The organism is Nocardia sp. GP40 (assembly GCF_050434125.1).
GTDB lineage: Bacteria > Actinomycetota > Actinomycetes > Mycobacteriales > Mycobacteriaceae > Nocardia > Nocardia albiluteola.
This window is the reverse complement of sequence record NZ_JBNPVW010000024.1, coordinates 22,655-45,986: the sequence shown is the minus strand read 5'-3', so window position 1 is coordinate 45,986 and position 23,332 is coordinate 22,655. Positions and strand designations below refer to the sequence as shown.

Here is a 23,332-nt window from a genome sequence, read left to right as displayed (position 1 = left end):
TCACCTTCGTGCGAACGTATCGAGCGAAGGTGACAGGCGGCCCGATGCAGTTCCCGTCCGGCCGCGGCGATCCCTACTTGCTGAGATCGCGCCGCGCGGCAACCTTCGACGACAGGCCGTGGATCTGCACGAAACCCTTGGCCAGCGACTGGTCGAACGAGTCGCCCTCGTCGTAGGTGGCCAGGTTGAAGTCGTACAGCGACTCCTCGCTGCGGCGGCCGTTGACCACGACGTTGCCGCCATGCAGCACCAGCCGGATGTCGCCGGTGACATGCTCCTGGGTGTCGCCGATGAACGCGTCCAGCGCCCGCTTGAGCGGGGAGTACCACAGGCCGTCGTAGGCCAGCTCGCCCCAGCGCTGCTCGACCTGGCGCTTGTAGCGGCCCAGCTCGCGCTCGAGGGTGACGTTCTCGAGGGCCTGATGCGCGGTGATCAGGGTGATGGCGCCGGGCGCCTCGTAGATCTCGCGGCTCTTGATGCCCACGAGCCGGTCCTCGACCATGTCGAGGCGGCCCACGCCCTGGCGGCCGGCGCGGCGGTTGAGCTCGGTGATGGCCTCGAGCACGCTGACCGGGCGGCCGTCGATGGCCACCGGAACGCCCTGCTGGAAGCTGATGATCAGCTCGTCGGGCGCCTCGAAGTTGACCGTCGGGTCGGTGGTGTAGTCGTAGACGTCCTTGGTGGGGGCGTTCCACAGGTCCTCGAGGAAGCCGGTCTCGACCGCGCGGCCCCACACGTTCTGGTCGATGGAGAAGGGGGACTTCTTGGTGACGTTGATCGGGAGGCTGTTCTCCTCGGCGAAGGCGATGGCCTTCTCCCGGGTCCAGGCGTAGTCGCGGACCGGGGCGATCACGTTCAGATCGGGTGCCAGGGCACCGATGCCGACCTCGAAGCGGACCTGGTCGTTACCCTTGCCGGTGCAGCCGTGCGCGACGGTGCCGGCGCCGTGGAACTTGGCGGCCTCGACGAGGTGCTTGACGATCAGCGGGCGGCTGATCGCCGAGACCAGCGGGTATTCGCCCTGGTAGAGGGCGTTGGCCTGGATGGTGGGCAGGCAGTACTCGTCGGCGAACTCGTCGCGCGCGTCGACCACGACCGCCTCGACGGCGCCGCAATCCAGTGCGCGCTGGCGCACGACGTTCATGTCCTCGCCGCCCTGGCCCAGATCGATCGCGACCGCGACGACCTCGGCCCCGGTCTCCTTGCCGATCCAGCTGATGGCGACGGAGGTGTCCAGCCCGCCGGAGTAGGCGAGTACGACGCGATCGGCCATGTCAAAGCTCCTTGAGTCTTCGTGCGTATCCAAGTCTGGGTGCCCGCCAGCGCCGGGCGTGCGGCCGGCGCCCCGCTCCACGGCGGCCCGCACCACGTACAAATGATTATGCATGACGATGCAAGCCCATTCATAACTGGGGTCCCGAAGCGCATCGAACACCACAATCGGCCGCGTCGCACGATTGCGCCGCCCCGGTCTCCGATCCCGGGCCGTCCACAATTGCAACTTCGGCGCAAACCGGATCAAACGCGCAGAGCCGGTGTCGCCGAGCGGAATTCACGCATTCCGAGGCGATTGTTGTGTCATCGTGGAAGGGACAACAGGATCTGCGAGCAAGGAGGGGCGAATGTCCAGCGCCTGGGAGTTCCTCAGCACGATCGGATACGACATTCTGGGCATGGGACAGTCCATCGCCACTCTGGTCGACGATCTGATCAGGCTCGGAAACGGGCTCGGCGGCGGGGGCGGCGGGGGCGGCGGGGGCGGGGCGGTCCCGCCCGGCCAGTACCCCCTCGGGTAGAGGTGACGGCGCCGGCGGTCTCCGCAGGGCGAGGGGCTCAGCCGCACGGTCGCGGCCGGAGCTTGTGATCCAGGGCGGCGCTCACATCGCGCCCACGGGCCGTATGGGGCCCACCCGTTCCCAGCGCCCGTTATGACCCGAGGCGGCGGTCAGGTGGTTCGCGAAAGGTGATGCGGCGGTTTGCGAAACCCCGACATCGATTGGTATGCCGACGCCAATTACAGTACCGCGAGATGCCCGATGGGGTAATTGATCTCATTGCCGCCGTATGCCGGGCAGTGAATATCGAAAGCCGACCAATCATCTTCCGCGGCAGCGAGTTCGCCGAATTGTCTCGGAACCGTCCGAAGTAATTGATCATGGACGGCCGGACCGGAGTTATTCGGTTCGTTGATCTTGTGTGGCCGGATGGCGTCCGGAGGCACGTGGGTGACCGGACGGGTCCGGAACGCACAACAGTCCGCCGGATCGAATCCAGCGGACTGTTGTCGCAGGTTGTGCGGCGTGCGCGCCCTTACTTGCTACCGCTACCGCTGGCGGACAGTGTCGACAGACCGCCGAGTCCGCTGAAGATGTTGCCGAATGCGGTCAGAAGGTTTCCGAGGTCGGAGGAACCCATCCCTTGCTCCTAATTCGTGTCGATCCGACGGCACCGTTGTGCTGTCGATATATTTTCGTGATGTACCCGTTATAGCATAAAGGCGCGCGGGCCGTCGAGCCGGGAGTAGCGTGGAACACCGCGACAGCCGCGGTTATGCCGACATCGGGGAGGCCTTGTCCAAGCCACTGTCCGATGTGCAGATTGCCCGGCACTTCCCCGCCCCCGGAATTGCCGCCGTCGATTCCTTGCCCCACGTCAAAGGAAAACTCCGCGAATACATTTCACTTTGACTGGTCGGCCGTGGCGGCCACGTACCGGGTGACGCGATCCTTACCAGCACCCCTGGCGGTGTGGATGCCCCACCAAGGGGTTCGGGTAGTAATCCTAGGGGAGCGAAGGGCACTGAAGCCCGGCCGCGCCATCAGCTCCGCCTCGACCGCGGCGAAGGCCGTCAGATCGTAGGCGCGGTCGATCTCGTCCTGATGCTCATACCGGGTCGGTTTGCGGTGGGTGATCGAGTTGCCGGAGCTGGCCGACGCGCGATGGCGAACCCCCGCCCGAGCAGCACGCGCGGGCACCCACCGGCGCGACCCGTGTCAGCACTCGTGCAGCAGCCGCACGTGGTCCGGGGTCAGTTCGGCCACCGAACTCACCCCCAGCAGCTTCATGGTCCGGACCACCTGGGTACGCAGGATCTCGATGGCGCGGTCCACGCCCGCCTCGCCCCCGGCCATCAGGCCGTACAGGTAAGCACGGCCGATCAGGGTGAAGCGGGCGCCCAGCGCCAGCGCGGCGACGATGTCGGCGCCGTGCATGATGCCGGTGTCCAGGTGGACCTCGAGGTCGCGCCCCATCTCCCGCACCACCGACGGCAGCAGGTACAGCGGGATAGGGGCCCGATCCAATTGGCGGCCACCGTGGTTGGACAGCACGATCCCGTCCACGCCCAGATCCGCCAGGCGCCTGGCGTCCTCGACCGTCTGCACGCCCTTCACCAGCACCCGTCCCGGCCAGCTCGCCCGGATCCAGCTCAGATCCTCGAAGCCTACGGTGGGATCGAACATCGAGTCGAGCAGGTCGGCGACAGTACCGGACCAGCGGTCCAGCGAGGCGAACGCCAGCGGTTCGGTGGTCAGGAAATCCCACCACCACCAGGGACGGCGCAGCGCGTCCAGGGCGCCGGTCAGGGTGATCGAGGGCGGGACCGTCATCCCGTTGCGCGCGTCGCGCAACCGCGCCCCCGCCACCGGGACGTCGACCGTCACCACCAGGGTGTCGAATCCGGCCGCGGCGGCGCGCTCGACGAGCGCCAGCGAACGCTCGCGGTCCTTCCACATATACAGCTGGAACCAGTTGCGGGCGCCGGAACCCGTCGCGGCCGCGACATCTTCGATGGCGGTGGTACCCATCGTGGACAGCGTGAACGGAATACCCGCCCGCTCGGCGGCCCGCGCGCCGGCGACCTCTCCCGCCGAATGCATCATCCGGGTGAAGCCGGTCGGCGCGATGCCGAACGGCAGGCTCACCTGCTTGCCGAGAACCGTTGCCGTGGTGTCCGTTTCGGAGACGTCGCGCAGAATCGCCGGACGGAACTCGATCTCGCCGAACGCCTCGCGGGCGCGGCGCAGGCTGATCTCGGCATCCGCGGCACCGTCGGTGTAGTCGAAGGCGACCTTCGGCGTGCGCTTGCGGGCGAGTTCGCGCAGATCCCAGATCGTCTGGGCCCGGGCGAGCCTGCCCGCGCGGCCGTGGAACGGCTGCTCGAACTTCATCAGCGGCGCCAGATCGCGCACCTTCGGAATGCGGCGAGTGGTCATACGAGTTGTGTCCTGTCCGGTATGAATCGTCTGTGGCTGTGTCATCTCCGGCCGTGCGGGCTCTCCGGCATTCGTACCATGCGCGGTCGGGTGCACACCCAGACCGCAATGAGGGCCGACAGCAGCGCTCCCCTGACGGCCGCGACTCGGCCGATGCTCGGGGTCTCCATGCGGCTCAGCGGGCAGCCTCGGCGGCATCCGGCGCGGGAGCGGGCCGCAGGCGCAGCGAGTGCATCCCGCCGTCGACCTCGAGCATCGTGCCGGCGGTGGACCCCGCGGCCGGGCTCGCGAGATACAGCACCGCGGCGGCCACCTCGTCGGCCGAGACCAGCCGTCCGTGCGGCTGCCGCGCGTTCAACGCGGCGAGCTCCGCGGCCGGATCCGGCGCCGAGGCGAGCAGCCGCTGCACCCACGGGGTGTCCGCGGTGCCCGGATTCACGCAGTTCACCCGGATGCCCTCGCGCAGGTGATCCGCGGCCATCGCGCGGGTCAGGGCCAGGATCGCGCCCTTGCTGGCGCTGTAGGCGGCGCGGTCAGGCAGGCCGGTGGTGGCCGCGATCGAGCAGGTGTTCACGATCGCGGCGGCCGGCGAGCGCCGCAGATGCGGCAGCGCCGCGCGCGAGACCCGCACGGCCCCCAGCACGTTCACATCCAGCACGCGCCGCCACTCGTCGTCGGAGTTGTCCTCGACGGTGCCCTGCGCGCCGATCCCGGCGTTGTTGATCACGATGTCCAGGCGGCCGAAGGCCCCCGCGGCGGCCTCGATCGCCGCCCGCACCGATTCGTCGTCGCACACGTCGCAGGCCAGGGCCAGGCAGTCGGGGCCGAGCGGGTCACCGGGGGCCAGATCCAGCACGGCGACGCGCGCGCCCGCCGCCAACAGCGCTGCGGCAACGGCCTTTCCGATTCCCGAACCGCCGCCGGTGACCACCGCCGCCAGCCCGCCGAACTGTCCCTGCACCATATCGACCCTATCGCCAACTGATCCGATGTTTTAACGGTGGCGAACATAGCACTGCCCATGGGTTTTTGCCCAAGAATGGCCGCCTACCGGCCGATATTCGCAGTATCCCGATCCCGACTTGCGCCGGTAGACATCCGATGTATAGTCGTGACTCAGATCACTGCAGGAACGAGGACACCCTCCATGTCACACCTCACGGCGCTGGACACGCTCGATGTCCGGTTCCCGACGTCGGCGCAGCTGGACGGCTCCGACGCCATGAACCCCGATCCCGACTATTCGGCGGCGTACGCGATCCTGCGCACCGACGATCCGGACGGGCTCGAGGGGCACGGATTCGCCTTCACCATCGGCCGCGGCAACGACGTACAGCGGGTGGCGATCGAGGCCCTGCATCATCTGGTCGTCGGTCGGGAGCTCGACGAAATCCTCGGCGATCTGGGCGGATTCGCCCGCGAGCTCACCGCCGATTCCCAATTGCGCTGGCTGGGGCCGGAAAAGGGCGTCATGCACATGGCCATCGGCGCGGTGATCAACGCGGCATGGGATCTGGCCGCCAAGCGCGCAGATAAGCCGGTGTGGCAGCTGGTTTCGGAGATGTCGCCGGAGCAGATCGTCGGGCTCATCGATTTCCGCTACCTCACCGATGCCCTCACCCCGGACGAGGCCCTGGAAATCCTCCGCCGCGCCGAACCGGGCCGTGCGGAACGCACGAAACACCTACTCGCCGAGGGGTATCCGGCCTACACCACGTCCGCGGGCTGGCTGGGCTACTCCGACGCCAAGCTGACGCGCCTGGCGCAGCAGGCGGTCGCGGAGGGATTCGGCACCATCAAGATCAAGGTCGGCCGCGACGTCGAGGAGGACGCGCGGCGGGTCAAGATCGCCCGCGAGGCCATCGGCCCCGACATCGGCCTGGCCGTGGATGCCAACCAGCGCTGGGGCGTCGCGGAGGCGGTGGAGTGGATTTCGCGGCTGGCACCCGCTCAGCTGTCCTGGGTCGAGGAGCCCACCAGCCCCGACGACATCCTCGGCCACGCCGCGATCCGCAGGGGCGTTGCGGGAGTGCGCATCTCGACCGGTGAGCACGGCCAGAACCGGATCCTGTTCAAGCAGCTGCTGCAGGCCGATGCGGTCGACGTGTTGCAGATCGACGCCGCCCGGGTCGGTGGCGTCAACGAGAACCTGGCAATCCTGTTGCTGGCCGCCAAGTTCGGCGTCCCGGTGATCCCGCACGCCGGCGGGGTGGGGCTGTGTGAGCTGGTGCAGCACCTGGCGATGATCGACTATGTCGCGATCTCGGGCACCATGGACGGTCGCGCCATCGAATTCGTCGATCACCTGCACGAACACTTCCGCGAACCGGTGCGGATCGACCGCGGGCGCTATCGCGCCCCGCGTGCACCGGGTTTCAGCGCGGAAATGCTGCCGGCCTCGCTCGCCGAATACAGCTATCCGGACGGCGCCGCATGGCAGACTCCGACCACTTCTCCACCAGCAGCCCAGAATCCGCCAAAGGAGCACGGAAACTCATGAACACCAGGATCATCGGCGCGGCATTGGCCGCCGCGCTGCTCGTCGCCGCGGCCGCGGGCTGCTCACGCCAATCCACCGGGGGCAGTGCGGCTCCCGCGGTCAACGTCGGCAACGGCGCGGACAACGGCGTCCTCGTCGGGGCCGACCAGCCCCGCTCGGACACCGACTTCTGGAGCGCCTACGCCGGATACATGGGCCCCAAGGCCGCCGCGGCCGGGGTGAAGCTGTCGAACACCTCCTCGGACAACGATTCCAACCGTCTCAAGTCCAATGTGGACACGCTGCTGTCGAAGAACGTCAAGGCCCTGATCATCGCGCCGCAGGACACCGCCGCGGTCAAGCCGGCGCTGGCCGACGCGGCCGCGAAGAACGTCCCGGTGGTCAGCGTCGACACGCGCCCCGACAGCGGCGGCGCCTACATGGTGGTGCGCGCGGACAACCGTGCCTACGGCACCAAGTCCTGCACCTACCTGGGCGAAACGCTGCACGGCACCGGCAAGGTCGTGGAGTTCCAGGGCGATCTGACCTCGATCAATGGCCGCGACCGCTCGGAGGCCTTCGCCGACTGCATGAAGTCGAAGTATCCCGGCATCAAGGTGATCGAGATCCCCACCGAGTGGAAGCCCGACAAGGCCGTGTCCGGCCTGCAGGACAAGCTGCTCACCGATCCCGACATCAACGGCATCTACATGCAGGCCAGCATCTACCTGCAGCCCACCGTCGCGCTGTTGCAGCGGGAGAACAAGCTGGTCAAGGCCGGCCAGCCCGGACATATTACGATCGTGTCGAACGACGGGGTCAAGGCCGAGCTCGACGCCATCGACAGCGGCCAGATGGACGCGACGATCTCCCAGCCCGCGGACCAGTACGCCCAGTACGCGGTCTACTACGCCAAGGCCGCCACCGAGGGCAAGAAGTTCGCCCCCGGCCCCACCGACCACAACTCCACGATCGTGGACACCGGCGTGAACGGCCAGCTCGAGGATCAGCTACCCGCGCCGGTCGTCACCCGCGCCGGCGGCAAGGTCGGCGACATGGACACCCTGCCCACCACGGACCCCAGCCTCTGGGGTCGTGGCGGGCACTGATCAACAGGCCGGTATGTAGTGACGGAAACCGCAGTGCCCGAACCCGATTCGGAACACACGCCGGTCGCCGGGGCGCCGATCGCGGAAGCGATCGGCGTCACCAAGCGGTTCGGCCGCAACATCGCTCTGAACGGAGTCCAGCTGGCGGTGACCGCCGGGCGGACCCACGCCCTGGTCGGCCGCAACGGCGCCGGGAAGTCGACGCTGGTATCGATCCTGACCGGACTCGCAGCTCCTGATGAGGGGGAGGTGCGCTTCCATGGCAGCCCCGCGCCCGCGCCGGGCGACCGCGACGCCTGGCGCTCCCGGGTGGCATGTGTGTACCAGCATTCGACGATCATCCCGGACCTGTCGGTGGCGGAGAATCTGTTCATCAACCGGCAGGGCCTGAGACACACGGCGTCGCGTAGCGACTCCATCAGGGGTGGTGGCCGGGCGACGGGCGGGCTCATCAACTGGCGCACCATGAAGACGCGGGCCCGGGAGCTGCTGGACACCTGGTCGGTGCCCGTGGACGTGAACACCCCGGCCCGCGAGCTGTCCGTGGAGAACCGGCAGCTGGTGGAGATCGCCCGCTCGCTCTCGCACGGAACCCGGTTCATCATCCTGGACGAGCCGACCGCGCAGCTGGACGGCGCGGCGATCAAGCGGCTGTTCACGCGCATCCGGGACCTGCAGGCGCAGGGGGTGACCTTCCTGTTCATCTCCCATCACCTGGACGAGACCTACGAGATCTGTTCCGACGTCACGGTTTTCCGCGATGCGCGGCATGTGATCACCGCCCCGGTGGCTGAGCTGGGCAAACCGGAGCTGATCGCCGCCATGACCGGCGACTCGACCGAGCTCGTCCAGGCCGTGCCGAGGGAGCGGCCCGATCTCTCCGCCGCCCCGGCGCTGAGACTGGAAAAGCTCACCCGCACCGGCGAATTCGCCGATGTGCGGCTCGAGGTCCGGCCCGGCGAGATGGTCGGGCTGGCCGGGGGCGGCAGCAGCGGCCGCGTCGAGGTGGCCGAGACGATCGTCGGATTGCGGCGCGCGAGCGGCGGATCGGTGAGCGTGCAAGGAGTTCCGCTGCGCCGCAGCGGGGTTCGTGCGGCGCTGGACGCCGGGATCGGATTCGTGCCCCGCGACCGGCACGACGAGGGCCTGGTCCTGGGGATGAGCGTGGCCGACAATGCCACCCTCACCGTGCCCCGCAAGCTCGGCACGCTGGGCCTGCTGTCCCGCCACACCCGCGATGCCCTGGTGCGCACCGCGATCGGGGATCTGGACATCAAGACCGAGGGCCCTGCGCAGGGCGTCTCCGAACTGTCCGGCGGCAATCAGCAGAAGGTCGTATTCTCCCGCGCGCTGGCCACCGACCCCGCGGTGCTGGTGCTGATCACCCCCACCGCCGGTGTCGACGTGCGATCCAAGCAGACCCTGCTCGAGGTCGTGCGGGCCGTGGCCGACCGCGGCACCGCGGTGCTCGTCGTCTCCGACGAGCTCGACGACCTTCGCGATTGCGACCGCGTGCACGTCATGTTCCAGGGCAGCATGCACGCCGAATACGAGAAAGGCTGGGACGACCGGGCACTGGTCGCCGCCATGGAAGGACTCAACTGACATGACGCAGATCGCGACCGGATCCGACGCCGCGGAGGCGACCGCCCCGCGCCCGCGGCCAGCCCTGCGCTGGGGCGCGCTCCGTGATTTCCTGCTGGTTCCGCCGATCGTGCTGGTGCTGATCGTCGGGTACTTCATCAACTCGAGCTTCGTCTCCACGGCCAACCTGACCAATGTGCTCACGACCATGAGCGGCATCGCGCTGCTGGTGCTGGCCGAGGTGCTGGTGCTGGTGGTCGGCTACATGGACCTGTCGCTGGAATCGACCTTCGGCCTGGCGCCGGGAGTCGCGATCTGGGTCACCATGGGCACCGCCAAGGTCGGCGCCTTCACCTGGGCCTCCCCGTGGATGACGATCCCGATCGCCCTGCTGGTCGGCCTGGCCGTCGGCCTGGTGAACGGGCTGCTGATCGTGCGATTCGGGCTCAACGGATTCATCGTCACGCTGGCCATGCTGATCGCGCTGCGCGGCCTGCTGACCTTCCTCACCGGCGGCTTCACGCTCACCAAGATTCCCGATTCGGTGCTGTGGATGGGTAATTCACATATCGGCGCGGTGCCGATCAACGTGCTGATCTGCCTGGCGCTGTTCGCGATCGGCTATCTGGCGCTCAACTACACCACCGCCGGGCGGGCACTGTACGCGGTGGGCGGCAATCAGGGCGCGGCCCGCGCGGCGGGCATCCGCACGGACCGCGTGGTGATCACGGTGCTGATCATCGCCGGGGCCCTCGCCGCGATCGGCGGGCTCATCTACTCCGGGCAGTTCGCCAGCGTGCAGGTCGCCCAGGGCGACGGGATGATCTTCAACGTCTTCGCCGCCTGCGTGATCGGCGGCGTCTCGCTCAACGGCGGGCGGGGCTCGGTCCTGGGCGCGTTCTTCGGGATCCTGATCCTGACGCTGATCCAGAAGCTGCTGTCCTACGGCGGGGTCAGCGCCGATTCGCTGAAATTCATCAACGGCGCACTGATTCTGGTCGCCCTCGTCATCACCCGCATCGCCAGCGGCCGGCGGCAGGAGTGAGCACGATGCGAATCGCTCTGCACACCAGGATAAAGTCCGGCGCGGAAGCCGAATACGAGGCCGCCCACCGGGAGGTCCCGCCCGAGTTGGTGGCCGCCATCCGCGCCGCGGGAGCCACCGACTGGACGATCTGGCGCAGCGGGCTGGACCTGTTCCATGTGATCGACTGCGAGTCCTACGAGCTGCTGCTCGAGCGGCTGGCCGACCTGCCGGTGAACATCGCCTGGCAGGCGCGGATGGGCGGTTATCTGGATGTGCCGCACGACTATTCGGACGGCAACGCTGGACTGCCAGTGGTGTGGGAGCTGAACCCCGCGGAGTCCGGCAAATGAGGGGCGCGTGTCTTCCCGGCCCCCGACCGGAATCCACTGGTCGACAACGGCTCCCAGCCAGGGGCGAGCCAAGATCACCGGGTGCGTTGCGCGCTGCCAGCCGACGAGGAACGAGGGCGGCACCGGGATCGGGCCTACGACCGGATACGCACAGGACAACGCCGTGCATGAGCCGATGACCGCGGCAGATCCGCGGATGCCGGGACCGTCGGTCACGCGTGTTGTGCTCGGCGGGGCGGGCTATGCCGGGCTGTACCGCGCGGTGGACGAGGTCGGCGCAACAGATGCGCTGAACACCGCCTGGGACAATGGAATCCGCGCCTTCGACACCGCGCCGCACTACGGCGGCGGGCTCAGCGAGGAGCGCCTGGGCCGGTTCCTGCGCGTCCGCGCCCGGTCAGCCTACACCGTCTCCACCAAGGTGGGCCGCCTGCTCTACGACGACCCGGACGCCCCCGACGGCGCGGAGGAGTTCTACGGCGCGCCCAAACGCTCACGTCGGCGGGACTATTCGGCCACCGGGGTGCGGCGCTCGCTGGAGGAATCACTGATGCGACTGGGCCTGGACCGGGTGGATCAGCTATTGATCCACGATCCCGAGGAGAACATGGAACAGGCGCTCGCGCAGGCCGTTCCCGAGCTCGAGCGAATCCGTGCGGAGGGTCTGACGACAAACATCGGGGTCGGCGTGAATCACGTGGCGACCGCGCTGCGGTTCGTCCGGGAGGCCCCAATCGACCAGGTGCTGATCGCCGGGCGGTATTCACTGCTGGACCGGCGCGCTGAGACCGAACTGCTGCCCGAATGTGCGCGCCGTGGCGTCCGGGTGCTGGTGGCCGGGGTGCTCAACAGCGGCATTCTGGCGGATCCGCTGCGGCAGGGCACCTTCGACTACGTCGCGGCCGATCCCGAGGTCATCGCCCGGGCCCGGGCCATGGAAACCGCCTGCGCCGCATACGGTGTGCCGCTGCGGGCCGCGGCCATGCAGTTCCCGCGACGTCATCCGGCAGTGCACGCGATCGTGCTGGGGTCGGGCACGCGTGCGGAGATCGAGGACAGCGTCGCGATGCTGAACATTCCAGTACCCGAGGAACTGTGGGCCGAACTCGACGGCGGGGCGCTCTGGTGAGATGCACCCCCGAGGCCACGACACACCGCGGATCCTCCTGCTCCCGGCCCGCGCACCACGTCCCTCACGCCCCCCGGACCGGTCACCACGCCCAGCCCTGCGTTACCATCTCAGCCCGCGGCCCGCTGCAGCCACTCCATGACCCCCGCGACGTGCGCCAGCGCCCGCGCCTGTGCCAGCTGCGGATCGCGCGCGGCAATGGCATCGCAGATGCCCCGGTGCTCGGACACGGTCCGCTCGAACGCCCCCTCCTCGGTGATACCGCGCCAGATCCGCGCGCGCGTGGTCGGCATCGACAGCGAATCCAGCAGCGAGGCAAGCACCTTGTTGCCCGATCCGGCCGCGATGGCGGCATGGAAGTTCAGGTCCAACGCGACCAGATCGGTGACCGAGGCACCCTCGGGCTGGACCAGCGTGCGCAGCTCGGCGATCTCCGCGTCGGACATCCGCTGCGCCGCAATGGCCGTGGCCGCCGGCTCGAGAATCCGGCGCACTCCCAGGATGTCGAGCACCGAGTCGTCCTGATGGAATTCCAGCAGGAAGCTCATCGCGTCCAGCAGCGAATTCGGTTCCAGGCTGGACACATACGTGCCGTCGCCCTGACGCACGTCCAGGATCCGCACGAGCGACAGCGCCCGCACGGCCTCCCGCAGCGAATTTCGCGACACGCCGAGTTCGGCGGCAAGATCGGCCTCGCGCGGCAGCCGGGAACCCGGGCGCAGATCGCCCGAGACGATCATCGCCTTGATTTTCGCTATCGCATCGTCCGTGACCGACAAACCCGTACCTTCGCTTCCGAGGATGTGAACACATGCCTCCGATGACTGTAGACGCCCATGTCCATATCTGGGACATCGACGGCGGAAAATTCGACGTCGAGTACGACTGGCTCACAAAAACATCGGATGTTTTATATCGAACTTACACCCTCAACGACCTCGAGCCGCAGCTGGCCGAGCACGGCATCGGGGCGCTGGTGCTGGTGCAGGCCTCGGATTCGCTCGCCGAGACCCACGCCCTGCTGGACGCCGCCGCCGCGGCGCCCCGCCCGGCCACGGTGGTCGGATGGCTGCCCCTGCACGATCCCGACGGCACCGCCGCCGAGCTGGCGCGGCTGCGCGGGCCCCGATTCGCCGGGGTACGCCACATGATCCATCGCGACCCCGATCCGGCATACCTGCTGCGCCCCGAGGTGTCGCGGAGCCTGGCGATGCTGGCCGAGGCCGGACTGTGTTTCGACGCGGTGGCCGAGACCCTCGGACTGCTGGCCCAGGTCCCGGTGATCGCCGCCGAACATCCCACGCTGACGGTGGTTCTCGACCATCTGGGCAAGCCGCCGATCGCCGCCGGCGAGTGGCAACCGTGGGCGGATCTGCTGGCCGCCGCGGCCGCGGCGCCGAATGTGGTGGCCAAGATCTCCGGCCTGGCAACGGTTTCCGAGCCCGGGTTCACCGCCGCAGACTGGCAGCGATATGTCGATCACGCCCTCGCGGTCTTCGGGCCCGACCGGCTGATGGTCGGCGGCGATTGGCCGTTCGCCCTCACCGCCGCGTCCTACCGCGAGGTCTGGCGGGCCACCCACGGTAGCCTGGCGGGCCTGTCCGCCGACGACCGCGCCCGCGTGCTGTGGACCACCGCGGCGCGCGTCTATCAGCTTCCCGCCCCGGCGGGTACCACCCAGTTCCCGAGTGAAGGAGTCAGTGCATGAAGTTGCAGCGGGTCGGCGCGGCCGGCGCGGAACGCCCGGTCGTCGTCGACGGGGAGCAGGCCTACGACCTGTCCCCTCTCACTCGGGACATCGACGGTGAATTCCTTGCGGCCGACGGGATCTCGGCGGTGGCCGCGGCGCTGGCCGCGGGAACCCTGTCCCCCGCGGATATCTCCGGCGAGCGCATCGGCGCGCCGATCGCGCGCCCGCAGGCGGTGTGGTGCCTCGGCATGAACTACGCCGCGCACGCCGCCGAGTCCGGCTCCGAGCCGCCGAAGGTCCCGGTGCTGTTCTTCAAAACACCCAACACGGTGGTCGGCCCGTACGACGACGTACTGATCCCGCGCGGCTCGGCGAAGACCGACTGGGAGGTGGAGCTCGCGGTGGTGATCGGCGCCCGCGCCCGCTACCTGGATTCGCCCGAGGAAGCGATGAAATACGTTGCGGGGTACACTATCTCCAACGATGTGTCCGAACGCGCCTTCCAGCTGGAGCAGTCCGGCGGGCAGTGGTCCAAGGGCAAGTGCTGCGAGACCTTCAACCCGTTGGGCCCGGCGCTGGTACCCGCGTCCGAGCTGAACCCGAAAGATCTGCGGCTGCGCTCCTTCGTCAACGGCGAACCCCGCCAGGACTCCACGACCGCCGACCTGATCTTCGATGTGGCCTATCTGGTCTGGCACCTGTCCCAGTACGCGGTGCTGGAGCCGGGCGATGTCATCAACACCGGAACCCCGGAGGGCGTGGCGCTTTCGGGCCGCTTCCCCTACCTGCGGCCCGGCGACGTCGTCGAGCTCGAGATCGAGGGCATCGGGCGCATGCGCCAGACGTTCCAGGCGGCCTGATTCCTCATCGGGCCCAGGATCGCATCACCGTCACCACCAGGGCCGCGACGCCGACAACGATGAGGACGATGCCGATGTAGGTCCACTGGGAGTGGCCGGTCATGGGCGAACCGTGCACGGCGCCGGTGCCCTGACCGACCCACAGCCCTCCGAGCAGGATCAGCACCACCCCGACCACGCCTAGGATCAATCGCCGCATCTGTCCTCCTCGTATCGAGCATTCGACACGTACAGTGTGACCCCGGACACGCGGGTGGGCCAGTCGTGGAGGCGAATGTTCACCGGACCGGCGGTCAGCCCAGGCGCGCGCGGTTCTCCGAGGGCAACTGCGAGGCGAAGATGACCTGGTGGATCGGCGTGGGCACATCGGATGCCCGGCCGAACCGCACCACCGCGCCGCTCTGATAGTGCAGCTCCGAGGGGTGTCCCCCGGCGAGATCGCGCTGCATCGAGGCGGTGGTGTCGGGGGTGAGGCCCTCGTAGACCTTCATCATCCGATCGACGTCGTCGTCGCCGAGCGCGATGCCGCGGGCGCGGGCCACATCCCGCACCTCGGCCATGGCCGCGCGGACCAGCGCCACCGTCTCCGGCTCGGACGAGGTGACCCCGACCGGCTGCCGGGCCAGGGCGCCGACACCGCCGTAGGAGGAGATGAACATCAGCTTGCGCCACAGCGTGGCCTCGATGTCCTCCGAGCGGGTCACAGCGATGCCCGCCGGGACCAGCGCATCGACGACGGCCTCGACCCGGTCGTCCGAATCCGGTACCAGCGCACCGATTTCCACCGCGGCGTGCGCGCCGAGACAGCGCACCGACCAGGGCGCCACGCGCTGCGCGATCACGACGCAGGTACAGCCGAGCACCCGCTCGGCACCCAGCACCGCCGCCAAATCCGCCGCGGCCTCCACCCCGTTCTGCAGCGGCAGCACCGTCGTCCGTTCGCCCACAACGGGTCTCAACGCCTCCGCGGCCTCCCGGACCTGCCAGGCCTTGACCGCGACGATCACCAGATCGGCTTCCGGCTCCCCCGAGCCGAATTCGGTGACCACCCGCACGTCCGGGACCGAACTTTCCTCTCCCGCACGGGAAAGCAGCAGCGGGCCCTCCTGCGCCGCGCGCACGGTCTCCGCCCGCCCCACCACGGTCACCGAATGCCCGGCGCGCGCCAGCATTCCCGCGAAGTACAGTCCGATTCCACCCGCCCCGAATACCGTTATCCGCACGAGTCAGGGCCTCCAGATCGTCGACAACCACATGCAATTGATGCGTCCGCAAACACTATCGCCGCCGCGTGGGGCATTCAATGGTTACCGACGGTTACGGAATTCACCGCCGCGAGCGGAATATTCGCCACGGGCCTGCTGATCGAGGCGCGAGTCACTAGTGTGTGTGCGATCACACCGCCGCGGACGCGCGGCGCCGTCCGCACGAAAACGAGTTTCACCGTGACGATCGACGACGATCCCGCCCAGGCCACCGCCGTGGCCGTCCCCGCCGTGCGCCTGACGGCCCCGCAACGCCGCGCGTTCTGGGGTTCCTTCGGCGGCTGGGCGATGGACGGATTCAACTGGACCGTCTTCGGCCTGGTCCTGGCCCCGACAATGGCGGATCTGCTACCCCGCGAGGGTATTCCGGCGACCGCCGCGAATATCGGCTGGTACGGACAGATCAGCGCGGCGCTGTTCCTGCTCGGCTGGGGTTGCTCGGCGATCTGGGGACCGCTCGCCGACCGCTTCGGCCGCATGCCCGCGATGACCGCGTCGATCGCGATGTACGGCGTCTTCACCGCCCTGGCGGGCCTGTCCACCAATCTCTGGGAGTGGAACGCCTTTCGCTTCCTGGCCGCGATCGGCGTCGGCGGCGAATGGGCCATGGCCGGAACGCTGCTGGCCGAGGTGCTGCCCGAGCGCCTGCGGGCGCGCCTGGGCGGCGCGATGCATTCCGCGGCGTATGTCGGGGTGCTGGTCGTCTCGGCGTTGTATCTCGCGGCGGGACCGGAACTGGGCTGGCGGGGCATGTTCCTGATCGGTGGAATACCGGCGCTGGCGGTCTTCGTCATTCGCCGCACCACCCCCGAACCCGAACGCTGGCGGCAGGATTCGGCCGAGCAGGGGCGAAAATCGCTCTGGCAGCCCGTAATAGCCGTGCTCACCCCGCCGTACCTGGCCCGCACGCTCGGTAATCTGGCCCTGCTGGTCGTATGCGTGATCGGGCTGTGGGCCGGATCCACGTATGTGCCCACCGCGATGACCGATCTGGCCCACCGCGCCCACTACGGCTCGTCGGCCACCATCCGGCTGGCGGGCATCTCCTCGATGACCGTGGCCGCCTTCACGATCGCGGGCTGTTTCCTGATCCCGCGGATCGCGAACCGGTTCGGCCGCCGCGCGACGCTGGCCGGGCTGTTCGTGCTGATGGCCATCGGCGCGGTCGGTGTCTACGGAATCGCCTACCCGGCCCACTCCATCGCACTCACCTTCGTATTCCTGCCGGCGCTCGGGCTGGGCGGGGCGAACTTCGCGGTGTTCACCATCTGGCTGCCCGAGCAGTATCCAACCCGCATGCGCGCCACCGCATTCGCGTTCACCACCACGTTCTCGCGCTGGTTCGCCGCGGCCGGAACCTTCCTGATCGGCTACGGCATCCACACCACCGGATCGCTGGCCGTTCCGCTCAGCGCGACCGCGATCATCTTCCTGATCGGCGTCGGCCTGGTGGGCCTGGCTCCCGAAACCCGCGGGCAGGCACTACCCGACTGAGTTCACCCGTCCGCGCGATACTACGAGCATCAGTGCGCCGAATTGATGCAGCGCAGGCGCAATCGGGTCGGGGTCAGCGGACAGGTGCGGAGCGCTATGCCCAATTTTCGATCTTGGCGGCCAATTCGGCGCCGGTCAGTGGTTCGCGGGCGATGACGGCGATGGTGTCGTCGCCGGCGATGGTGCCGACGATCTCCGGCAGTGAGGCCCGGTCCAGGGCGCTGGCCAGGAAGTGGGCGGCCCCGGGCGGGGTGCGCAGGACCGCGATGTTGCCGCTGTGATCGGTCGAAACCAGCAGGTCGCCAAGGAGTTTGGACAGGCGATCGGTGCCGCCGGTGACCCCGCGCACCGGGCTGCCGTCCTCGGGCACGACGTATACCCCCGCGCCGCCGTCCGCGGCGCGCAGCTTCACCGCGCCGAGTTCGTCCAGGTCCCGGGACAGTGTCGCCTGCGTGGTGTCGATGCCCTCGGCGGCCAGCAGCGCGGCGAGCTCGGTCTGGCTGCGCACCGCATGCCCGGACAGGATCTCGATGATGCGCTGCTGCCGCCCGGCACGAGTTCGCGCGGTCGCCGGACCGGATCTGGCCGGTTCACTCATGCCTGCGCCTCGCTGACGCTCGGCTCCGGCGCGAGCGAACTGCTCAGCCCTGCCCATCGGTTCGCTCCGCTCACGGCCGTCGCTCCAGCAACCAGGCCAGCAGCGCCTTCTGCGCGTGCAGCCGGTTCTCCGCCTCGTCCCAGACCACGCTGTGCGGACCGTCGATCACCTCGTCGGTGATCTCCTCGCCGCGATGCGCCGGAAGGCAGTGCAGCACAACGGCATCCGGCGCCGCGTGCGCCAACAGTTCGCCGTTGACCTGGAACGGCCGGAAGGGGCCGACCCGGTCCAGGCCGTCGTCCTCCTGTCCCATCGAGGTCCAGGCGTCGGTGACCAGCGCATCCGCGCCGGTGGCCGCGGCGACCGGATCGTTCGTCACCGCGACGCTCGCGCCGGTCTCGGCCGCGCGCTTGCGGGCGGCCTCGAGCACCCAGTCCAGCGGCTCGAAACCCGGCGGGGCGGCGATGGTCACGTTCAGCCCGGCCGTCACCCCGCCCAGCAGCAGCGAATGCGCCATGTTGTTGGCGCCGTCGCCGAAGTAGGCCAGGCTGCGCCCGCGCAGCTCGCCCTTGCGCTCTGTCAGGGTCAGCAGGTCGGCCAGCACCTGGCAGGGATGGAGTTCGTTGGACAGCGCGTTCACCACGGGAACCGTTGCCGCCGAGGCCATCTCGTCGAGGCGGACCTGTTCGAAGGTGCGCCACACGATCGCGTCGACGTAGCGCGAGAGCACCCGCCCGGTGTCGGCGAGGGTCTCCTCACGACCCAGCTGCGTGGTGCGCCCGTCGACCACCACCGCGTGCCCGCCCAGCTGGGCGATGCCCATCTCGAAGGAGAACCGCGTGCGAGTGGAGTTCTTCTCGAAGATGACCCCGACCCCGCGCGGCCCCTCGAGCGGCCGCCGCGCGAAGGGATTTCGCTTCAGCTCCGCCGCGAGGGCCAGCACCTCGGCCTGCTCGGCCGGGGATAGATCGTCGTCGCGCAGAAAGTGCCGAACGCTCACACGGGCTCCTTTGTCGTCTGGACGGCGGCGTCGAGTATGCCCGGCAGATCATCGAGGAACTCCTCGGCCTGCTCCCGGCTCAGGATCAGCGGCGGCGCGAGCCGGATCACGTCGGGCTTGGCCGGATTCACCAGATAGCCTGCGGCCCGGGCATTTTCCTCGAACTGCTTGGAGCGATTCCCGGTCAGCTGGATGCCGATCAGCAGGCCCGCACCGCGCACATGGTCCACCAGGGGATGCCCGAGCTCCTCGATGCCGTCCCGGATGGTCTTGCCCACCGTTTCGACGTGGTGCAGCAGATCCTCGCTGTCGATCGTGCGCAGCACGGCCAGCGCCGCCGCGGCACAGACCGGGTTGCCGCCGAAGGTGGTGCCGTGCAGACCCGGAGTCAGCAGCTCGGCCGCACGACCCTGGGCCAGCACCGCGCCGATCGGCAGACCGCCGCCCAGCCCCTTGGCCAGGGTGATGACATCGGGTACCAGCCCGGCGGCCTGGTGGGCGTAGAAATGGCCGGTGCGGCCGATGCCGGTCTGCACCTCGTCCAGGATCAGCAGCGCGCCGGCCTCGGCGGTGAGCGCACGCGCGGTGGCGAGGTAGTCCGGCGGCGGGACCACGACGCCGCTCTCGCCCATCATGGGCTCCAGGAATACCGCGGCGGTATCGGAATCGACCACGGCGGCAAGGGCATCCACATCGCCGTACGGGACGTGCACGACGCCCGGGGGCATCGGCTCGAACGGCGCGCGCTTGGCGGGCTGGCCGGTCAGCGCGAGCGCGCCCATGGTGCGGCCGTGGAACGCCTCCTCGCAGGCCACGATCTTGGTGCGGCCGGTGAGCCGGGCGATCTTGAACGCCGCCTCGTTGGCCTCGGTGCCCGAATTGCAGAAGAACGCCCGGCCCGCACCGTTGGCGAAGTGTGCGAGTAGCCGCTCGGCCAGCTCGATAGCCGGCTCGGAGGCATACAGATTCGACACGTGCCCGAGCGTGCTCAGTTGCGTGGTGACCGCCTCGATGATCGCCGGATGGGCGTGCCCGAGGCTGTTGACGGCGATGCCGCCCAGGAAGTCGAGGTAGCGCTTGCCGTCGGCGTCGTAGAGCTCCGCGCCCTTGCCGCGCACCAGCGCCACCGCCGGGGTGCCGTAGTTGTTCATCAGCGCGGCGGACCACCGCCGCTGCAGGTCCTCGGTACTCATACCATCTCCGTATTCTCTTCCGGCGGAGCGGAATTCGCGGGGGTTCGGGGTGGGCTTGCGGGAGTAACCATGGTGCCGATCCCCTCCCCGGTGAACAGTTCCAGCAGTACCGCATGCGGCACGCGCCCGTCGATCACGTGCGCGGTCGGCACGCCGCCCTGCACGGCGCGCAGGCACGCCTCCATCTTGGGCACCATGCCCGAGTCCAGGCTGGGCAGCAGCTTCGTCAGGGCATCGGTGTCGATGCGGGTGGTCAGCGACGACCGGTCGGGCCAGTTCGTGTACAGCCCTTCGACATCGGTCAGCACGACCAGCTTCTCCGCGCCCACCGCCGCGGCCAGTGCGCCCGCCGCGGTGTCGGCATTGACGTTGTGCACCACGCCGTCCGCGTCCGGCGCCAGGGTCGAGACGACCGGAATGCGGCCCGCGCGAATGAGATCCAGCACGGCGTCCGGGTCGACGGCGGTCACGTCGCCGACCAGGCCCAGATCGGTTTCCCGGCCATCGATCTCGAGGGTGCGGCGGGTGGCGGTGAACAGGCGCGCGTCCTCGCCGGAGATGCCCACGCCGTAGGGGCCGTGCGCGTTGATGAGCCCGACCAGTTCCCGGCCGACCTGCCCGAACAGCACCATCCGCGCGACGTCCAGCACCTCGGGGGTGGTCACCCGCAGCCCGCCCTTGAATTCGCCCTGCAGGCCGAGCTTTTTCAGCATGGCGCTGATCTGCGGTCCGCCGCCGTGCACGACGACCGGATGCACGCCGACCGTCCGCAGGAAGACCATGTCGGCGGCGAAGGCGCGTTTGAGCTCCTCGTCGATCATGGCGTTGCCGCCGTACTTCACCACCACGACGGTGTCGCGGAACTTCTGCAACCAGGGCAGCGCATCGGCCAGCACATGCGCCTTGTCCAGCGCCGACAATCCGGCGACGGCCGCCGGAACACCCCGTGCCGCTTCCACGCTCATGACTCCACCTCGCTAACGCTCGGCCCCGTCATGCGTACCGCACGCCGGCTCATTGGTTCACTCCGCTTCACTCCGCTCACGAGCTGTACGCCGAATTCTCTTCCACGTACCCGTGTGAGAGGTCCGTGGTGCGGATGGTGGCCTCGCCCTCGTGCAGGCCGAGGTCGATCACGACGTGGATATCCGGGCCGGACAGATCGACCTCACGCGCGCCCGCCGCGCCCATGCCGTCGACGCACACCGGACTTCCGTTGAACGACACCGAGATCCGGTCCGGATCCAGCTCGATCGGCGCGATGCCGATCGCCGCCAGCACCCGGCCCCAGTTCGGATCCGAGCCGAAGAACGCGGTCTTGACCAGCGAGTCGCGGGCCACGGCGCGGGCGCCGATCAGGGCCTGGTCCTCGTCGATCGCGCCCCGCACGGTGACCTGCACCCGCTTGGTGACACCCTCGGCGTCGGCCATCAGCTGGGCGGCCAGATCGTCGCAGACGGCCAGCACCGCGGCGTCGAGCTCGTCCTGGGACGGCGCGACGGCGCTGGCGCCGTTGGCCAGCAGCAGCACGGTGTCGTTGGTGGAGCAGGAGCCGTCGACATCCAGGCGGTCGAAGGTGCGCGCGGTCGCCTTGCGCAGCGCGGCGTCGAGCTGTTCGGGGGTGGCCACCGCGTCGGTGGTGAGCACCACCAGCATGGTCGCCAGCGAGGGCGCCAGCATGCCCGCGCCCTTGGCCATGCCGCCCACGTTCCACTTGTCGTGATGGTGGTAGGCGGCCTCCTTGGGGACCGTGTCGGTGGTCATGATGGCGTGCGCGGCGTCGGTGCCACCGTTGAGCCCGCCGCCCATCTCGTGCACGATCTCGGTGACCGCGGGCAGCAGCTTGTCCATCGGTAGCCGGTCGCCGATCAAACCGGTTGAGCAGACCGCGATCTCGCCCGCCCCGGTGTCGGTTCCCCAGTTGCTCAATGCCTTTGCCAGTTCCTCGGCGGTGGCATGGGTGTCCTGGAAGCCGCCCGGGCCCGTGCAGGCGTTGGCGCCACCGGAATTGAGGATCACCGCGCGCAGCCGCCCGCCGGTGAGCACCTGCTGCGACCACAGCACGGGCGCGGCCTTGACCTTGTTGCGGGTGAACACACCGGCCGCGGCGCATTCGGGTCCCTCGTTGAATACCAGTGCCAGGTCCGGCTTTCCGCTCTTCTTGATTCCCGCCGCAATACCTGCGGCGCGGAAGCCCAGCGGTGCGGTCACACCCTGGGACCGGAGAAGTTTGTCGGTCGATGTCACGGTGCCACTCCTACGGTGGAAAGTCCGGCGGTCTCGTCGTAGCCGAGCGCCAGGTTCATCGATTGCACCGCGGCGCCCGCGGTGCCCTTGGTCAGGTTGTCGATCGCGCCGATCACCACCAGCAGTCCGGCGTCGGCGTCGACGGTGACCTGCAGGGTGACGGCGTTGGAGCCCAGCACCGAACCGGTCTGCGGCAGTTGCCCCTCCGGCAGCAGGTGCACGAACGGCTCGTCGGCATAGGCCTTCTCGTACACCGCCCGGGCCTGCTCGGCATCGACCAGCGTCGGCGCGGTGCAGGTGGCCAGGATGCCGCGCGCCATCGGCGCGAGCACAGGGGTGAACGACACCGCGACATCCGCACCGGCGCAGTCGAACTCGCGCCCGGCGGTCGAGCTCGTGGCGGCCGCCTTCAGGTTCTGCGCGATCTCCGGCGTGTGCCGATGCGCGCCCGCGATGCCGTAGGCGCGGGCGGAGCCCATCACCTCCGAACCCAGCAGCCCCACATCGAGTTTGCGGCCCGCGCCCGAGGTACCGCTCACCGCAACGATGTTCACGCTCGGCTCGACGATCCCGGCAGCGATCGCGGGCGCCAGCGCCAGGCTGGACACCGTCGGATAGCAGCCCGGCACCGCGATCCGGGTCGCGCCGCGCAGCCGCTCGCGGGCGCCCGGCAGCTCGGGCAGCCCGTAGGGCCAGCTCCCCGCGTGCGGGGACTTGTAGTACTTCTCCCAGGCCGCGGCGTCGGTGAGCCGGAAGTCCGCGCCGCAGTCGATGATCACGGTCGATGCGGGCAGGGCGGTCGCGATCGCGGCCGACTGCCCGTGCGGCAGGCCCAGGAACACCACGTCGTGCCCGGCCAGGATCTCCGGGGTGGTCTCGGTCAGCACCCGGTCGGCGAGCGGCAGCAGATGTGGCTGCAGCTCCCCCAGCGCGGTGCCGGCATTGGATCCCGCGGTCAGCGCCCCGATCTCGAGGCGCCCGGCTCGGTACTCGGGGTGTCCCAGCAGCAGTCGCAGGACCTCACCGCCCGCATATCCGCTCGCACCAGCCACCGCGACCCGCAGCAGGGGCCCACTCGAGGTATCCGCCATGT

Annotated in this window: 23 protein-coding genes; 11 read left to right on the top strand and 12 right to left on the bottom strand. The window is 69.1% G+C overall.

Translation table 11 applies throughout. The annotated features are described in order from the left end of the window. Nucleotides 1-73 precede the first annotated feature (73 nt). Nucleotides 74-1,273: an argininosuccinate synthase gene (locus tag ABH933_RS42700; protein WP_215923014.1), complete on the bottom strand. Its 1,200-nt coding sequence runs from the start codon at nt 1,271-1,273 to the stop codon at nt 74-76. 349 nt (nt 1,274-1,622) lie between these two features. Here ABH933_RS42700 and ABH933_RS42695 point away from each other — a divergent pair, with 349 nt between their 5' ends. Both ABH933_RS42695 and ABH933_RS42690 read left to right on the top strand, forming a co-directional pair. Then, nucleotides 1,623-1,796 (top strand): hypothetical protein, encoded by a 174-nt coding sequence (locus ABH933_RS42695; protein WP_429428721.1) that lies wholly within the window; start codon nt 1,623-1,625, stop codon nt 1,794-1,796. A 729-nt stretch (nt 1,797-2,525) separates the two neighbouring features. Continuing rightward, a complete protein-coding gene (locus ABH933_RS42690) occupies nt 2,526-2,687 on the top strand; it encodes a hypothetical protein (RefSeq protein WP_429428719.1) in 162 nt (53 codons plus the stop codon). 306 nt (nt 2,688-2,993) lie between these two features. On the opposite strand, the gene ABH933_RS42685 is transcribed toward ABH933_RS42690, so the two are convergent. After that, the gene (locus tag ABH933_RS42685) at nt 2,994-4,214 is read right to left on the bottom strand and encodes an alpha-hydroxy acid oxidase (RefSeq protein ID WP_429428717.1); all 1,221 of its coding nucleotides are present in this window, start codon (nt 4,212-4,214) and stop codon (nt 2,994-2,996) included. A gap of 175 nt (nt 4,215-4,389) precedes the next feature. After that, nucleotides 4,390-5,178 (bottom strand): SDR family NAD(P)-dependent oxidoreductase, encoded by a 789-nt coding sequence (locus ABH933_RS42680; protein WP_429428715.1) that lies wholly within the window; start codon nt 5,176-5,178, stop codon nt 4,390-4,392. A gap of 183 nt (nt 5,179-5,361) precedes the next feature. On the opposite strand from ABH933_RS42680, the gene ABH933_RS42675 reads away from it, so the two are divergent. Genes ABH933_RS42675 through ABH933_RS42650 form a run of 6 tightly spaced genes read left to right on the top strand, consistent with a single transcriptional unit; the run spans nt 5,362 to nt 11,892 of the window. Next, nucleotides 5,362-6,714, top strand: a complete 1,353-nt coding sequence (locus ABH933_RS42675; RefSeq protein ID WP_429428714.1) for an L-fuconate dehydratase — start codon at nt 5,362-5,364, stop codon at nt 6,712-6,714. Continuing rightward, the gene (locus ABH933_RS42670) at nt 6,711-7,802 is read left to right on the top strand and encodes a sugar ABC transporter substrate-binding protein (RefSeq protein ID WP_429428712.1); all 1,092 of its coding nucleotides are present in this window, start codon (nt 6,711-6,713) and stop codon (nt 7,800-7,802) included. The genes ABH933_RS42675 and ABH933_RS42670 overlap by 4 nt, the downstream gene beginning before the upstream one ends. 33 nt (nt 7,803-7,835) lie before the next feature. Then, nucleotides 7,836-9,407: a sugar ABC transporter ATP-binding protein gene (locus ABH933_RS42665; protein WP_429428710.1), complete on the top strand. Its 1,572-nt coding sequence runs from the start codon at nt 7,836-7,838 to the stop codon at nt 9,405-9,407. 1 nt (nt 9,408) lies between these two features. After that, entirely contained in the window at nt 9,409-10,431 is a 1,023-nt protein-coding gene (locus ABH933_RS42660; protein WP_429428708.1) for an ABC transporter permease, read from the top strand. A gap of 5 nt (nt 10,432-10,436) precedes the next feature. Further along, complete coding sequence (locus ABH933_RS42655) at nt 10,437-10,763, top strand: L-rhamnose mutarotase (RefSeq protein WP_429428706.1); 327 nt, start codon at nt 10,437-10,439, stop codon at nt 10,761-10,763. 7 nt (nt 10,764-10,770) lie between these two features. Then, nucleotides 10,771-11,892, top strand: coding sequence for an aldo/keto reductase (locus ABH933_RS42650; protein WP_429428704.1), 1,122 nt, complete (start codon nt 10,771-10,773; stop codon nt 11,890-11,892). Nucleotides 11,893-12,002: 110 nt separating this feature from the next. Here ABH933_RS42650 and ABH933_RS42645 read toward each other — a convergent pair whose 3' ends face one another. Beyond that, nucleotides 12,003-12,671 carry a FadR/GntR family transcriptional regulator gene (locus tag ABH933_RS42645; protein WP_215923004.1) on the bottom strand — a complete coding sequence of 223 codons (669 nt, stop codon included), beginning with the start codon at nt 12,669-12,671 and terminating at the stop codon, nt 12,003-12,005. Between the two features lie 32 nt (nt 12,672-12,703). Here ABH933_RS42645 and ABH933_RS42640 point away from each other — a divergent pair, with 32 nt between their 5' ends. Both ABH933_RS42640 and ABH933_RS42635 read left to right on the top strand, forming a co-directional pair. After that, complete coding sequence (locus ABH933_RS42640) at nt 12,704-13,600, top strand: amidohydrolase family protein (protein ID WP_429428701.1); 897 nt, start codon at nt 12,704-12,706, stop codon at nt 13,598-13,600. Continuing rightward, the gene (locus ABH933_RS42635) at nt 13,597-14,442 is read left to right on the top strand and encodes a fumarylacetoacetate hydrolase family protein (protein ID WP_429428699.1); all 846 of its coding nucleotides are present in this window, start codon (nt 13,597-13,599) and stop codon (nt 14,440-14,442) included. The genes ABH933_RS42640 and ABH933_RS42635 overlap by 4 nt, the downstream gene beginning before the upstream one ends. A 4-nt stretch (nt 14,443-14,446) precedes the next feature. Here ABH933_RS42635 and ABH933_RS42630 read toward each other — a convergent pair whose 3' ends face one another. After that, nucleotides 14,447-14,641, bottom strand: a complete 195-nt coding sequence (locus ABH933_RS42630; RefSeq protein ID WP_215923002.1) for a hypothetical protein — start codon at nt 14,639-14,641, stop codon at nt 14,447-14,449. Between the two features lie 94 nt (nt 14,642-14,735). Then, nucleotides 14,736-15,665, bottom strand: a complete 930-nt coding sequence (locus ABH933_RS42625; RefSeq protein ID WP_429428697.1) for a ketopantoate reductase family protein — start codon at nt 15,663-15,665, stop codon at nt 14,736-14,738. Between the two features lie 222 nt (nt 15,666-15,887). Between ABH933_RS42625 and ABH933_RS42620 the strand changes: the two genes are divergently transcribed. After that, on the top strand, nt 15,888-17,201 hold the full coding sequence (locus ABH933_RS42620) for an MFS transporter (protein WP_429428695.1): 1,314 nt from the start codon (nt 15,888-15,890) through the stop codon (nt 17,199-17,201). A gap of 94 nt (nt 17,202-17,295) precedes the next feature. On the opposite strand, the gene ABH933_RS42615 is transcribed toward ABH933_RS42620, so the two are convergent. From ABH933_RS42615 to argC, 6 genes are all read right to left on the bottom strand, one after another. After that, entirely contained in the window at nt 17,296-17,799 is a 504-nt protein-coding gene (locus ABH933_RS42615) for an arginine repressor (protein WP_215923000.1), read from the bottom strand. A gap of 70 nt (nt 17,800-17,869) precedes the next feature. Next, on the bottom strand, nt 17,870-18,799 hold the full coding sequence (argF, locus tag ABH933_RS42610) for an ornithine carbamoyltransferase (RefSeq protein WP_429428693.1): 930 nt from the start codon (nt 18,797-18,799) through the stop codon (nt 17,870-17,872). Beyond that, on the bottom strand, nt 18,796-19,992 hold the full coding sequence (locus ABH933_RS42605; RefSeq protein ID WP_429428692.1) for an acetylornithine transaminase: 1,197 nt from the start codon (nt 19,990-19,992) through the stop codon (nt 18,796-18,798). Before ABH933_RS42605 ends, argF begins: the two co-directional genes overlap by 4 nt. Further along, nucleotides 19,989-20,957 (bottom strand): acetylglutamate kinase, encoded by a 969-nt coding sequence (argB, locus tag ABH933_RS42600; protein ID WP_429428690.1) that lies wholly within the window; start codon nt 20,955-20,957, stop codon nt 19,989-19,991. The genes ABH933_RS42605 and argB overlap by 4 nt, the downstream gene beginning before the upstream one ends. A gap of 76 nt (nt 20,958-21,033) precedes the next feature. Next, complete coding sequence (argJ, locus tag ABH933_RS42595) at nt 21,034-22,239, bottom strand: bifunctional glutamate N-acetyltransferase/amino-acid acetyltransferase ArgJ (RefSeq protein ID WP_429428688.1); 1,206 nt, start codon at nt 22,237-22,239, stop codon at nt 21,034-21,036. Continuing rightward, complete coding sequence (argC, locus tag ABH933_RS42590) at nt 22,236-23,330, bottom strand: N-acetyl-gamma-glutamyl-phosphate reductase (protein ID WP_429428686.1); 1,095 nt, start codon at nt 23,328-23,330, stop codon at nt 22,236-22,238. Before argC ends, argJ begins: the two co-directional genes overlap by 4 nt. Nucleotides 23,331-23,332: the final 2 nt, after the last annotated feature.